13 protein-coding genes and 1 tRNA gene are annotated in these 12,599 nt (G+C 62.9%); 8 read left to right on the top strand and 6 right to left on the bottom strand.

What is annotated here, in order from left to right:
* Positions 1-90: 90 nt before the first annotated feature.
* On the top strand, positions 91-1,686 hold the full coding sequence (locus BLV27_RS15305) for an NAD(P)H-hydrate dehydratase (protein ID WP_092647377.1): 1,596 nt from the start codon (positions 91-93) through the stop codon (positions 1,684-1,686).
* Here the strand turns inward: BLV27_RS15305 and BLV27_RS15300 are convergent.
* Both BLV27_RS15300 and BLV27_RS15295 read right to left on the bottom strand, forming a co-directional pair.
* Positions 1,683-2,180: a Hint domain-containing protein gene (locus BLV27_RS15300; RefSeq protein ID WP_092647376.1), complete on the bottom strand. Its 498-nt coding sequence runs from the start codon at positions 2,178-2,180 to the stop codon at positions 1,683-1,685. The genes BLV27_RS15305 and BLV27_RS15300 overlap by 4 nt on opposite strands.
* 227 nt (positions 2,181-2,407) lie before the next feature.
* Positions 2,408-2,917: a Hint domain-containing protein gene (locus BLV27_RS15295; protein WP_092647375.1), complete on the bottom strand. Its 510-nt coding sequence runs from the start codon at positions 2,915-2,917 to the stop codon at positions 2,408-2,410.
* A 132-nt stretch (positions 2,918-3,049) separates the two neighbouring features.
* Between BLV27_RS15295 and BLV27_RS15290 the strand changes: the two genes are divergently transcribed.
* Positions 3,050-3,134 (top strand) — tRNA-Leu (locus BLV27_RS15290).
* A 364-nt stretch (positions 3,135-3,498) separates the two neighbouring features.
* On the opposite strand, the gene BLV27_RS15280 is transcribed toward BLV27_RS15290, so the two are convergent.
* Complete coding sequence (locus tag BLV27_RS15280; protein ID WP_092647373.1) at positions 3,499-3,777, bottom strand: hypothetical protein; 279 nt, start codon at positions 3,775-3,777, stop codon at positions 3,499-3,501.
* A 412-nt stretch (positions 3,778-4,189) separates the two neighbouring features.
* On the opposite strand from BLV27_RS15280, the gene BLV27_RS15275 reads away from it, so the two are divergent.
* Entirely contained in the window at positions 4,190-4,534 is a 345-nt protein-coding gene (locus tag BLV27_RS15275) for a hypothetical protein (RefSeq protein WP_092647372.1), read from the top strand.
* Between the two features lie 45 nt (positions 4,535-4,579).
* Complete coding sequence (locus tag BLV27_RS15270; protein WP_092647371.1) at positions 4,580-4,825, top strand: hypothetical protein; 246 nt, start codon at positions 4,580-4,582, stop codon at positions 4,823-4,825.
* Between the two features lie 191 nt (positions 4,826-5,016).
* Here BLV27_RS15270 and BLV27_RS15265 read toward each other — a convergent pair whose 3' ends face one another.
* Positions 5,017-6,456, bottom strand: coding sequence for an FAD-binding oxidoreductase (locus tag BLV27_RS15265; protein ID WP_244504696.1), 1,440 nt, complete (start codon positions 6,454-6,456; stop codon positions 5,017-5,019).
* A 160-nt stretch (positions 6,457-6,616) separates the two neighbouring features.
* Here BLV27_RS15265 and BLV27_RS15260 point away from each other — a divergent pair, with 160 nt between their 5' ends.
* The 4 genes from BLV27_RS15260 to BLV27_RS15245 all read left to right on the top strand — a co-directional run bounded on the left by BLV27_RS15260 (position 6,617) and on the right by BLV27_RS15245 (position 10,420).
* Positions 6,617-7,309 carry a winged helix-turn-helix transcriptional regulator gene (locus BLV27_RS15260; RefSeq protein ID WP_092647370.1) on the top strand — a complete coding sequence of 231 codons (693 nt, stop codon included), beginning with the start codon at positions 6,617-6,619 and terminating at the stop codon, positions 7,307-7,309.
* Between the two features lie 128 nt (positions 7,310-7,437).
* Complete coding sequence (locus BLV27_RS15255; RefSeq protein ID WP_211605523.1) at positions 7,438-8,079, top strand: hypothetical protein; 642 nt, start codon at positions 7,438-7,440, stop codon at positions 8,077-8,079.
* A gap of 646 nt (positions 8,080-8,725) precedes the next feature.
* Entirely contained in the window at positions 8,726-9,919 is a 1,194-nt protein-coding gene (locus BLV27_RS15250) for a glycerate kinase type-2 family protein (protein ID WP_092647369.1), read from the top strand.
* A 45-nt stretch (positions 9,920-9,964) separates the two neighbouring features.
* A complete protein-coding gene (locus tag BLV27_RS15245; protein WP_092647368.1) occupies positions 9,965-10,420 on the top strand; it encodes a DUF1499 domain-containing protein in 456 nt (151 codons plus the stop codon).
* A gap of 176 nt (positions 10,421-10,596) precedes the next feature.
* On the opposite strand, the gene BLV27_RS15240 is transcribed toward BLV27_RS15245, so the two are convergent.
* Entirely contained in the window at positions 10,597-11,640 is a 1,044-nt protein-coding gene (locus BLV27_RS15240; protein ID WP_092647367.1) for an aldo/keto reductase, read from the bottom strand.
* A gap of 136 nt (positions 11,641-11,776) precedes the next feature.
* The gene (gene xth, locus BLV27_RS15235) at positions 11,777-12,559 is read right to left on the bottom strand and encodes an exodeoxyribonuclease III (RefSeq protein ID WP_092647366.1); all 783 of its coding nucleotides are present in this window, start codon (positions 12,557-12,559) and stop codon (positions 11,777-11,779) included.
* Between the last annotated feature and the right edge of the window lie 40 nt (positions 12,560-12,599).

The following is a 12,599-nucleotide window of genomic DNA, read 5'->3' as shown; positions in this document are numbered from 1 at the left end:
GGCTGTATCGGGTGCGACAACCCCGCCTGAATTCGGGGTCATGCCTAATTTATGACCCAAGAGATTAAAAAATAGTCGACAGGAAAACACATGAACAATCAGCTCCTCACTGCTGCCCAGATGCGAGTCTTGGAGCAAGCCTGCATCGCTTCGGGTCAGGCGACGGGGTTGGAACTGATGGAGCGCGCGGGTCAGGGCGCGGTGGATGCGATCCTGCAAGAATGGCCCGAGTTGGCGGCGGCACCGGGGCGCGCCTTGGTGCTCTGCGGGCCGGGCAACAACGGCGGTGACGGTTTCGTCTTGGCGCGGGTTCTGGTTGGCAAGGGTTGGGATGCGGAGGTGTTTCTATACGGGGACGCCGCGAAACTGCCGCCGGACGCGCGGATGAATTACGAGCGGTGGATGGAAACAGGGCCGGTTGTGCCGTTGCCTGAAGGTGGCCTGCCGATGCCCAACGGTGCCACGTTGGTCGTTGACGCCCTGTTTGGGACGGGCCTTGGCAGGCCACTCTCGGCCATTGGCAAGACGCTGCGGGATCTCTGCGATTGCGTGGATGGGGGCCGTGGTCTGCCCCTGTCGCAGAGGCTGCCGCATTTCCCGCCCGTCGCGGCAATTGACCTGCCTTCGGGCCTTTGTTCGGACAGTGGGCGCGTGATTGGGGCGGCGGACGGGACAACTGCGAACGGTGGGCGTGCGCTGAGTGCAGCGGCGGACCTGACGCTCTCCTTCCACGGCCTCAAGACGGGTCATCTTCTTGCTGACGGGCCGCGTCACTGCGGCAAGGTCCGGGTGGTTGATATCGGTCTGGGGGAGTCGCCCGCAACTGATCTTGTGCGGATTGCGCGGCCCGGACGCGCGTTGCTCGGCAAGCGCACCGGACACAAGTATGAGCACGGTCACGCGCTGATCCTCACAGGAGGAATGGGGCGGACCGGGGCCGCGCGTCTTTCTGCACGGGCAGCGCTGCGGGTTGGCTCAGGGCTGGTGACATGCGCGGCACCGGGCGGGGCGATGATGGAATGTGCCACGCAACTGACGGCCGTCATGTTGCGTCGGTGCGATGATGCGGCGGCGCTGACGGCAATATTGTGCGATGAGCGGGTGAACGCACTTTGCCTCGGGCCCGGAATGGGCGTGTCGGAGCGGACGGCGGAACTCCTCGACGTGGCGATGGCGACGAAACGGAAGATCGTGCTGGACGCGGATGCGCTAAGCGTTTTGGCGGCGCGCGACGACCCATTCGCGAAGTTGCATGAAAACTGCGTTCTCACCCCCCATGGCGGCGAATTCGGCAGGTTGTTCCCGGATATTGCGGGTCGCCTCGCGGCTCCCGCAAAGACCGGCCCGGCCTATTCCAAGGTGGAGGCGACCCGCGATGCCGCGCGACGCGCGGGCTGCACGGTGCTGTTCAAGGGGCCAGATACCGTCATCGCGGACGAGCGGGGTAGGGCGCTGATCAATGCCGCCTTTTATGACCGCGCGGTCCCGTGGCTCGCAACGGCGGGTTCGGGCGACGTTCTGGCAGGGCTTATTACAGGGCTGCTGGCGCGAGGCCTGGCACCTTTGGGCGCCGCAAGTTCAGCCGCTTGGCTGCATGTTGAAGCCGCACGTGCGTTTGGACCGGGCTTGATTGCTGAGGACCTGCCGGAGATACTACCCCGGGTGTTGGCTGCGTTGGAACGCTAGGCGATCATGGCGTCCTTCGCGCCCGATACCAACTCCAACCCGTCAACGTAGATTGCCGACGGCCGGTCGAGCACAATGCACCACACTGGGCCACCCGCGAAGGGAACGGGGCGTATGACGCTGCCGTCGATCAGGCGCTGCGCGGCGACGCGCGCCTCCTTCGCGCGAAAAATCGTCCGCGCCCGCCAATTGCGCAGCACGACCGGTTGGTCTGGCAGCAGCATCACGTCGCGATCAGGCTTGCCGATTCCCAAGGCATTCAGCGGGATCCGGATCATCATTGTGCCGGGTTCCACGTCAAGACGGATCAGGTCGCGGATGGCGGTCATGCCGTGGTCACGGGTGATGATGCGGTCGCCGGGGACCAACGTTTCAATCGGTGCTTCGCCTTGGGACATCAGCACGCGGCTACCGGCGGGAATGGCGTGTCGTAAGCTGCTGTCGGGCAGCACCGGTGCGCCAAGCGGCGAGGCTGAGGGGGGCATCAATGTCATAAGTCTGCTCGCGCGTTTGGACGCTAATTATCCCAAAACGATAGGTCAGCCGCCTGCAGGCGCGCATCAGGTTTCTGATCCGGAACTTGATTTTTGCAGTCAAAAGTGTTGCGAAATCGTTAATGAACGCAATTTTGACATAAAAAAAACCCAAACGCGTCCGCATTCAGGTTCTTCAAGCGATATCAAGCGTCCGGATCAGCAGAGCCGGTTTACACGTTTGGGAGTCAGTCTTCGTCGGTTATTTCGACAACGCCAGCTTCGGTGCGACCCGTGGGAGCCTCCAGGCCGTTGGCGTAGATAGTCAGCGGCTTGCCGAAGTCGAGGCGGAAGAAGTCCGTATCGCCAAGTGCGGCGATCTGCTTTCCGTCGGCAAGACGTCGGGCCGGGACCAGCGCAACGTCGCAATCAAAAAGCGTCTCGGCGCGCCAGTCTCGCAGCATGACATGCTGGTCGTAGGCGACGGTCGTATCCCGCTCGGGGCGACCAAGGCCCAGGCTGTCAGCGCGGATCATGCAGGCAGGCGAGGCCATGCTGTTGATCGCCTTTATAACGGCAATACCACGTTCGCGCGTAATGACACGGTCACCGACTTTGAGGTTTTCAACGGCGACTTCACCTTTGCCGGTCAAGACCACGGTTCCACGTGCGATGCCGCCCCTGACAGGACGCAGGTTCACGCAAGCTGCGGCATGCGCAGTCAACGTTTCGGCATTCTGGCGAAGCTGGACGGTCATGGCAGTGATCCTGACTATTGGTTTCCGGGCGATATCCCTTAGTGACGGCCAATTGGGGCACGATCTGGGCAGAAACCGGGACTCTTTTAGACCCTTTTCAGTCTCAGGGTGGGATGCTACGTCCTGCGGAGAGCGGGTGTGGCGGAACTGGTAGACGCACCAGATTTAGGTTCTGGCGCCGCAAGGCGTGGGGGTTCGAGTCCCTTCACCCGCACCAATGACTTAGCCGGGGTCGGCGAAAACTGGCCCCGGCGGTTTGTCACTTAGTTAGCACTTTCATCGTTTGGGCGTGGTTTGTTCCTTGTCACTTTCGGCGCTCCTGCGCTGCGCGGCCCTGTCGCTTCTGGGATGCCCCTGAGCGATATTCTGCACCATGGCTAAGGTCTTGTGGCAGACGATCCAGAGCTCGCCAAAGTTGTGCGCGACGGATGGCAAGATCGGAATCGCGGGCTGCAAGGCTCAGTACCTGTTCTCCGGACAGGACATGAATGCGCAGCCCCGATGCCAGCCAGATGACGGCCAAAAAGAACGGTGCAAAGGCCTTGGTCGCAGTGATCGAGACGGTTCCGCTCAGCGGTTGATCACGTCCAGTCGCGCCGGGTGATCCGCGCGGTTTCCTGCTCCATCCGCCCTGCGGCCAGCACGATCTCTGCACCGAATTCCGTTGGTGAATACAGCCCCTGGTTGCGGTGAAAGACCGGGCCGTCCAGCGATTGCCCGATCTTGTCGGGTTGCCGGAAACCGGTGGAGGGCGGATTTGCCGGCGTGTGGGTGGCGATGTCGGCTGCGGTCGAACGGTTCCTGCCCGGGAGCAACGTTTCCGGGATCACGCCCGTCTCGGACACGGACCAGATGTGCATTTGTCCGCGACTTTGTGAAGGCACCGACGACACGATGTTGGTGCCGCTGTGGGTACTGTCGTTGTGTGGGGGGCAAGCTTCACCGGGCTGGAAATTGTCACCAAGTTTCGGAAGCGGTTGGGCGATGGCATCTGACTTGGACTGAGTGATCGTGGAACGGTACCCGGTGCGTCACTAGGGACACCCTTGCCAAGCACATCGCTGCCGCGTTGGCGGAGGCCGTCGGGACCTTCATGCCCTGTGTCGCGCCGACGCGTTTAAAGACAGATGCGATCGCGCTGAGCGACGGTCAGCATCTCGCCGCCCGAACAGTGATTTTCAAGACGGGGCCGAGAGCCTCTTCTTTCACAGCGTCCTTGATGCGGCGGGCCGTCTGCACGTCGATGCGTTTCTGCGTGGCGAAAGGCACCCGTTGATCTATGCCTCGGGTGATCTGGCGCGTGGCCTCACCGAGCCCGATCATCCCATACGCATACCTTTCCAGCACGCGATCCTGATGGGTGTCGCCGCAAGTCGGAACGCGGTGCACGATCTTCTCGGATTGTCGCCCGTGGCCTACGCGCAGCCGTTCTACGCGACACGCGTCGATCTTGGGTCCTACGGGGCTGTCTTCACCAACGTTTGGAACCGCCAGATCGGCAAGACCCGCGCCGAGGGGACGGCGATGAAGGCGTTAATCAATATGCAATGCATCTATCCACCCAGCCCGAGCCAGGGGCGCGCGCAAATATGCAGTACGATCCTCGGTGGCCGTTAAGGCCGTAGCCCACGTCTTTGTCGGGGGACAAAAGAAAGCGCGGCGGTGCTGACGGACCCTGGTTTGCCCGACGGGCCGCGCACAATGGTCGCCTTCGCGTGGAGCGCCGCCAGTGTCTTCCCTGTCTTCGTCGCACTGGCGTTTCTTTGGTCAGCGGTCTTTGGCACGGGGATCGTACGTATCGCCTTCACCACCGCACATTGCGCGGTAATTGCAGTACTACGCACGGCGATGGCTTTGCGCGCGAGGATTTCGCCGTTGACCTTTCCGCCCGCACCCCTGTTCACGTAGATGGCGGCCAGCGGTGCGGCGGGATTGTGGCTATGACGCGGAGCATGTCGGCATATCTGGTGGCATGCTTGGTCATTAAGTCTTCACCCCAAATGGCCATATGAGAATGTTGAGCGAAAGCGTTTAACCTTGATCATCGGCGTTTAGTCGGCACCGCCGCCGGGCGTGCATCCGACGAACGGCACAGGGCGTCACGTCGCCAACTTCTCAGATGCCTCCACATTGATGTTGTGGTTCAGGCGGAACAGGTTCTTCGGGTCATACTCGGCCTTGATCCTGCGCAGCTTCTCAATGTTGGGGCCATAGGCTTCCTGCATCCGGCCGTCGTCGTCGGACGGCATGAAGTTGACATAGACACTGCCCGCCGCATCGGGTGCCGTGCGGTCGAAAAGGGCCCGGGCCCAGGCGATGCAGGTCTGATCCTTTGCCGGTTCCGACCACCGCGTATGGACGTTCATGACGAAATGCCGCTTGCGCTGCGGGAACGGAGTCGCCGCGGGGTCAACCCTTGCCATCGCGCCGCCCAGGTGGGCGATGAATATCTCGGATTGTGGGTCGGGAAGGTCAACAACCGCGGCAAGAGTGCTGTCGATGACCCCATCCGTGAGTTTCAGAAAATCATTGCTTTTCCAGTAATTGCGCGCACCGGGCGTCAAAAGGGGATCGAATGCTTGTTGCCACCCCGCATAGGGGTGCGGGCCGATCACGTCGGCGAGCGGATTGCCGAGATCACGCAACTCCTCCAGCGCCTTCTCGCCGTCTTTCATGTCGCCAGCATAGCAAGCAGCAAAGATCAGGACCTCCTTGCCGTGCCAGTCTTCGGGAATGAACGGCAGCGGGGGGGCCTGTCGCATGACCGCCCATATTGTAAGCTCGTCAGGGGCGCGCGCGCAGATGTCACGATAGCTTTGCAACAGACCACGTGCGTCGGCCAGCGGATGCACGATAAGGCCGGACAAGACTTCGGGTCCGATCGGATGCAGCGCAAATTCAAAAGATGAGACGACACCAAAATTGCCGCCGCCCCCGCGGATGGCCCAGAACAGGTCGGCGTGCTGCGTGGCGCTTGCAACGCGCACCTCGCCATCGGCGCAGATAACCTCGGCCGACAACAGGTTGTCGATGGTCAGACCGTGCTTGCCGGTGATCCAGCCAAAACCGCCACCAAGCGTCAGGCCGGCGACGCCGGTCGTTGAATTGATGCCCAGCGGCACGGCAAGACCATAACGCTGGGTTTCCTGATCCACGTCGGACAGCAGGCAGCCCGGTTCAACCTTTGCGGTCGCCTTATCGGCATCCACATGGACACCCCGCATCTCAGACAGGTTCAGCAGAAGAGCACCGTCAGCCACGGCATGTCCCGCGATCTGGTGCCCACCACTTTTTACGGCCAGCAACAGGCCGTTCTCACGCGCAAAGTTCACCGCAAGCCGGATGTCGTTCGTGTCCTGCGCGGATATGATCAGGCCGGGGCGTCGATCGATCATGCCGTTCCAAAGCGACCGGGCATCGTCATAACCTGCGTCGGCTTTGTTGATCAACTTGCCGCGAAGTGACGACTGGAGGCTCGTCAGTTTGCCATTCGGGATGTCGATGGCTGTTCCGTTAAATGTCTTCATGGTCAGGGTCATGACGCGCGCTCCGATAAGGGTTTCCTTACGTTCAAGGCTGCGCCCTTGCTCGCATTCTGGCTAGTCATGAAACTGTACCGGCTCTTTTGCTGCCGGTTCGGGGCCGTTCGTGCTAGGCTGTGGCCATCTGATGGTTAGATTGTTGCGAAGGGTTGGGGCAATGACACGAGGGAGTTACGGACAATTCTGTCCGGTCGCGATGGCGGCAGAAATGCTATGCACGCGCTGGACCATGGTTCTGGTGCGCGAAATGGTGGCCGGCTCTACCCGGTTTAACGACCTGCGCCGAGGCGTGCCGCGCATGTCGCCAAGCCTATTGTCACAGCGTTTGAAGGAGCTCGAGGCCGCCGGGGTCATAACCCGTACGCCCGCACCCGAGGATCCGGGCGTGCATGACTATCGCCTGACAGAAGCGGGACGAGATCTGAAATCCGTGGTCGAGGCATTCGGGCTTTGGGGGCAAAAGTGGATCGAAACCCAAGCGACGTTGAAGAACCTCGATCCATCGCTTCTTATGTGGGACATGCGCCGTAATCTTGACCCGTCGCCCATGCCCGCACGCCGGACCGTGGTCAACTTCAGGTATCCCGAACTGACCGAAGGCCGCCGCGATTGGTGGCTGGTCGTGGACCCCGCGGTCGGGGTCGATCTGTGTTCGACCGATCCGGGTTACGATGTCGACCTTTTCGTGACGACCGACCTGCGCACGATGACTGCCATCTGGATGGGGCTTACCAGCGTTTCGGACGCGCGCGACCGGATCGAGCTTGATGGCGATCCCAACATCGCCCGCGCGATGCAAAGCTGGCTGGGGCTCAGTCCGTTCGCGGCGCAGGCGAAACTGGTGCACTGACTTCAAACCCCGAACGCGGTTTGCAGTCCAGTTTCTGTACTATCGTGCAGCGGTTTGTCGCGGCACCCTCAAGTAAGCCTCGCCATACCAAGACGGACAGGCGAGCAACTGCTTGAAGGAGATTCGATATGCTTTCGCACATGATGTCACTTCGCCACGCCCATACCTCCCGGTCGGCCAACCGCGTGCCGAGGATGCTTTACGGCATTCCTGCTGCGGCGGGGATAGCCGTCGCCTGCGCCGGTCTGGTCACATCCGCATTCGCCCAATCTGCGCCAGATGCCGAGGCACTCATCGCCGACGCCCTGCGCGCCGCTCCTGCGGGTATTCTTGAAACCGCGACCGTGTCTGATTTGGAAGGGAATATCCTGCGGGAAGGAACGAGCGACTATACGTGCTTTCCTGCGCCGTCAGGAATCGCCGGACCGATGTGCATGGATGCCGAGTGGCGACGCTGGATGGCTGCGTGGATGGGCGGCACGCCCTTCACTGCTGAACGTGTGGCCGTTGCCTACATGCTTGCAGGTGACGAACCTGATGGCGGAGCCAGCAACATCGATCCCGCAGCCAGCGAACCGACTGCCGAGAACGAATGGGTCGTCGAGGGGCCGCACATCATGATCATCACGCCTGATCCCAGTGCATTCGAAGGGTTACCAACAGTGATACAGACCGATGGCCCCTACGTGATGTGGACCGGCACGCCCTACGTGCACCTCATGGTGCCTGTCGAAGCGCGTCCGGAACAGCGTGCGGTCTTGACGCAATGACGTGAAACCGGAACCGGGAGCATCCCTCGGCTCCCGGTCCATGGGCCCGGTCGGGGCTCTGGGCAGCCGAAGGGCCACCCAGATAATGACCCGCCGCCCGGCAGGCCCATGCACTCCGATGCCTGAACCCTTGTTGGGTTCAGGATTGCCGCGAGGATCGGCTCCCTCCTTCCAATATCGGGGCTGCAACGGTCCAACCCCGGACGCTTTCACCTGGTCAGCCAAACGCTTTCTTGGTCGCAATTCTCATTGCCCAGATGGGGGGCTGCTGGTGCCCCGGCGCAACCCCGCGATCAGGCTGTAGACCGGCATTTCCCCAACCTCAACGGATCCAGGCCGGTCGTCATGCTTATTCTGCTCAGCAGGCCAGTTGGAATGCCGACCTTGGCAGCGGCTGCGATACCTCGGAGTTCGCAAGATCCATTGCTCCGGCAGTCTGAGGATCGCGAACCCAAGAGCTAAGGGCACGGGCAACGTTGAGATCGGCACGAGGAAGGGATTCCGAGCACTCGCCCAAGATCCGGGCGGACATTTCCCCGATCTGATCAATGGGGATCCGAAAGCGAAGATTGCGGGGCGGGTCTATCGGCTTGACCTTGGCATCCTCACGGGCACCGATGGCGAGGCTGAATTCGGAGGGTGGGCGATGCGGGACGAGATGATTGCAATATTCAAGGCAGGCGTGGCGCGGGCTGATCCGGGCGCGGCGGTTACGGCGGCACTCGGCGGTCCCGGGCAGCCCGACCTGATCCTCTCGATCGGGAAGGCTGCGGTTTCAATGGCTCGCGCGGCGCTCGCCCGTTTCCCCGGCACGGACTGCCTGATTGTAACCAACCCCGAGAACGCTGTCGACTTGTCTGGCGCGCGTGTGATGCTGGGCGGTCATCCCGTGCCCGATGCCGGCAGCGCGGCAGCCGGGGATGCGGTGCTCAGGGCCGCGGGTGCCCTGACGGCGGGGCAGCATTGCCTGGCGCTCATCTCCGGGGGGGGATCCGCACTGGCCGTGGCCCCTGTCGCGGAGGTGACATTGGAGGACAAGGCCGAAGTCTCGCGCCTGCTGCTGAGCGCGGGGCTGGATATCAAGGCGATGAATCTCGTGCGCCAAAACCTGAGCCGACTTAAGGGCGGGGGCCTCGCGCGCGCTTGCGCGCCCGCAACAATGGAGGCGCTGATCCTGTCTGACGTGGTGGGCGACGATCTGGGCGCGATCGCGTCTGGACCCACAGTGCCGCCGCTGGGTGGTCCGGCGGAGGCGCGCGACCTTTTACACGATACGGGGCTATGGGACCGTGTTCCCGAAAGCTGCCGCGCTGCACTGAAAACTGCCAAACCCGGACCGGTGCCGCCGGTGCCGACCCGGCTTGTCGGCTCCAACCGGTTGTCCGCCGAAGCGATGCTGGCGGCAGCCCCCGGTGCGACGCTCGACCCCGTGCCGCTGGAAGGGGACGTCGCCGAGGCCGCATCCCGCATCGCCCGTCGTGCGCGGAGTGGGGCGGGCACCACCCTTTGGGGCGGCGAGACGACCGTGGTCCTGCGTGGGCAAGGGCGCGGGGGGCGCAATCAGGAACTGGCCCTGCGCGTGGCGCTTGCGCTGCAAGATATCGACCGGCCCTGGGCGTTCCTTTCGGGGGGCACTGACGGGCGTGATGGGCCGACCGACGCGGCGGGCGCGATCGTTGACCACGGCACGCTTGGGCGTATCGCTGCGGCGGGGTTGGATGTATCGGCAATGCTGGCCGAGAACGACAGCTATCCCGCGCTTGCGGCGGCGGGTGACCTGCTGATTACGGGGGGCACGGGGACCAACGTGGCCGACCTGCAGATTCTGCGTGTTGGGTGATCCCTTGGGGGATGACACCCGCGCTCCCGGTGCTATCTCAACAACATGATCAAACGCACCCTTCTTATCGTTGCCGCCGGCGCTGTCGTGGCCGGGCTTGGATATATCCGCTTCGCCCCGATGGACCCGGGGGTCTGGCACGTGGATGCCGCCACTGCGGCGCGCACCGGCAAGCCCAACGACTACCTCGTGGCCGAGGGGGGTGACCGCCCCGCGATCACCGTGCCCGAGACGGTCGAGGCTGTTCTGGACCGGCTTGATGCCGTCGCCACGGCAGAGCGTGGCGTCACTCGTCTTGCCGGATCTGCGGCCGAGGGACGGGTGACCTATGTCCAGCGATCCAAACTCATGGGCTATCCTGACGCGATTTCGGTGTCGGCCACGCAGGCGGGCGAGGGGACGACCCTGTCGATCTACAGCCGCTCGCGCTTTGGCCAGTCCGACCTGGGTGTGAACGAGGCGCGGGTCGAACGCTGGCTGGAAAGGCTGAACCTGAACTGAGCGGCTTGCCGTTGGTTCGTGTTCCGATGCCACGGCGTGCTGGCGCACTTACGTCGCATTGCCTTCATTAGCCCACCGCGCAGACGCGGCTGAGGCTTCAGCGGGTTCACTTCAATCCAAGCCGGAGGACCGCCATGCAGGTGGCGCGTCCCTGGCTGTTTTGGAGCTGTCCGACCTCAGTAGGGCAGCGGATGCGCCTTGTTCAGGTCGTCAATGGCGCTGAGCAATTCGTCCGACAGTACCATGTCCTGTGCCTTCAGCCCGTGCTCCAACTGCGCGGTCGTCGTCGCGCCCAGGAGGGCGGAGCAAGCGAAGGGCCGCGACTGCAACCACGCCAGCGCCATGTGCACCGGGTCGATCCCATGCGCCGCCGCCAGCTTGAGATAGGCATCCACCGTGCCCTCCACCCGGTCGGACCAACGCCCGCCAAGCCCTTCGTTAAGGGACCGGCGCGAGCCTTCGGGGATGTTTCCGCCTTGGTACTTCCCCGTGATCAGGCCGGTCGCCAAAGGGGAGAAGGCCAGCATGGTGATGTTCTCGTAGGTCATCATTTCAGACAGGTCGGTGTCGGCCATGCGGAACAGCACGGAGTATTCGTTCTGGATGGCTGCGGGCCGGGCGGGGCCGTCGCCGCCATCCTCGTCACTGGCCAGCATCATCCACTGGTCCATGCCCCAGGTGCTCTCGTTCGACAGGCCGAATGCCCCGATCGTGCCGCGCGCGACCTCCTGCTCCAGCGCGCCCATGCAATCGGCCATGTTCTGGAGGATCGCGTCACGCTCACCTTCGGGGCGGTAGGTCCAGTACTTGCGGAACTGGAAGCTCCCGCGGTTGGGCCAATGAAACTGGTAAAGGTCGATCGTCTCGGACTTCAGCCGCTTCAATGAGCCTTCGATCGCCTGCGGAATGCTTTCGCCCGTGATGGGTGCGCCGTCACGGGCATGCGCCCCTTCGCCCGAATGCTTGGTTGCAATGCGCAATCGGCCCGCGTTTCCCTTGGCGACCCAGTTTCCCACGATCTCCTCGGTCAGCCCGACCGTCTCCGCCTTGATCGGATTGACCGGATACATCTCGGCCGTATCCAGCCAGGTCACACCGGCGTCCGCGGCCATATCCATCTGCGTATGCGCATCGGCCTCGGCGGTCTGCGTGCCGAAGGTCATGGTGCCCAGCATGATTTCCGAGATCGTATCGTTGCGGCCGAGGGGAACTGTGCGCATCTTCTATATCCTTCAGAACGATTTGCCCGTAGATGCGCGGCCCTTGCCAAAAGGTCCAGCCCATGCACGCCCTTGGCTGCTCGGGGAAGGGCTCGGTTTTTCCGTTGATAAATTCCCTCGCTGGAGGCCCTGACCTCTAAAGATCGAGATCAAGCCAGACCGGTACGTGGTCGCTGGGTTTTTCGCGCCCGCGCATCTCGGTCTGGATGGTGCAGTCCCGCATCCGGTCGGCCACGGCGGGCGACAACAGGAAGTGGTCGATGCGGATGCCGTCGTTCCGATTCCAGGCCCCGGCCTGGTAATCCCAGAACGAGTAATGCCCGGCACCCTGCGTCCGGGCGCGGAATGCCTCGGTCAGGCCGAGGTTTACGATCCGCCGGAACGCCGCGCGCGTCTGCGGCAGGGCCAGCGCGTCATTTGCCCAGGCCTCTGGGCGCGTTGCATCGCGGTCGTCTGGAATGACGTTGAAATCACCGGTCATAAGGAACGGCGTTTCTTCGGCCAGCAGCGCCTTAGCCCGTGCCTCAAGTCGTGCCATCCACGCGAGCTTGTAATCGTACTTCGGCCCCGGAGCCGGGTTCCCGTTGGGCAGGTATAGCCCGCAGATACGCACTGCACCTGTTTCACCGATGACCGTGCCCTCGATATACCGGGCCTGCTCGTCCTCGTCGTCATCGGGCAGGCCGCGCGTCACGTCCTCCAAAGGGGTCTTCGACAGGAGGGCCACGCCGTTGAACCCCTTCTGCCCGTGGGTGTGCAGATCATACCCGGTGTCTTCGACCAATTCGCGGGGGAAAGCCTCGTCGATGGACTTGATCTCCTGCAGGACGGCGACATCGGGCGCGTCCTCCCGCAGCCAGGTGGCGACGGTCTCGTAACGGGCCTTGATGCCGTTGACGTTATATGTGGCGATTTTCATGGCATCGGCTTAGGGCAGGGCCGGTCAGTTGTCACGGCCT

The organism is Jannaschia faecimaris, from assembly GCF_900107415.1.
GTDB classification, from domain to species: Bacteria; Pseudomonadota; Alphaproteobacteria; order Rhodobacterales; family Rhodobacteraceae; genus Jannaschia; species Jannaschia faecimaris.
Note: the sequence above shows the minus strand (reverse complement) of the source record. Positions and strands in the feature narration are given on the sequence as shown.

Bases quoted from the DNA above. Each gene is read 5' to 3' on its own strand.
- BLV27_RS15305 (WP_092647377.1), top strand. From the start codon at position 91: ATGAACAATCAGCTCCTCACTGCTGCCCAGATGCGAGTCTTGGAGCAA.
- BLV27_RS15300 (WP_092647376.1), bottom strand. From the start codon at position 2,180: ATGACATTGATGCCCCCCTCAGCCTCGCCGCTTGGCGCACCGGTGCTG.
- BLV27_RS15295 (WP_092647375.1), bottom strand. From the start codon at position 2,917: ATGACCGTCCAGCTTCGCCAGAATGCCGAAACGTTGACTGCGCATGCC.
- BLV27_RS15280 (WP_092647373.1), bottom strand. From the start codon at position 3,777: ATGCACATCTGGTCCGTGTCCGAGACGGGCGTGATCCCGGAAACGTTG.
- BLV27_RS15265 (WP_244504696.1), bottom strand. From the start codon at position 6,456: ATGACCCTGACCATGAAGACATTTAACGGAACAGCCATCGACATCCCG.
- BLV27_RS15260 (WP_092647370.1), top strand. From the start codon at position 6,617: ATGACACGAGGGAGTTACGGACAATTCTGTCCGGTCGCGATGGCGGCA.
- BLV27_RS15255 (WP_211605523.1), top strand. From the start codon at position 7,438: ATGCTTTCGCACATGATGTCACTTCGCCACGCCCATACCTCCCGGTCG.
- BLV27_RS15250 (WP_092647369.1), top strand. From the start codon at position 8,726: ATGCGGGACGAGATGATTGCAATATTCAAGGCAGGCGTGGCGCGGGCT.
- BLV27_RS15245 (WP_092647368.1), top strand. From the start codon at position 9,965: ATGATCAAACGCACCCTTCTTATCGTTGCCGCCGGCGCTGTCGTGGCC.
- BLV27_RS15240 (WP_092647367.1), bottom strand. From the start codon at position 11,640: ATGCGCACAGTTCCCCTCGGCCGCAACGATACGATCTCGGAAATCATG.
- xth (WP_092647366.1), bottom strand. From the start codon at position 12,559: ATGAAAATCGCCACATATAACGTCAACGGCATCAAGGCCCGTTACGAG.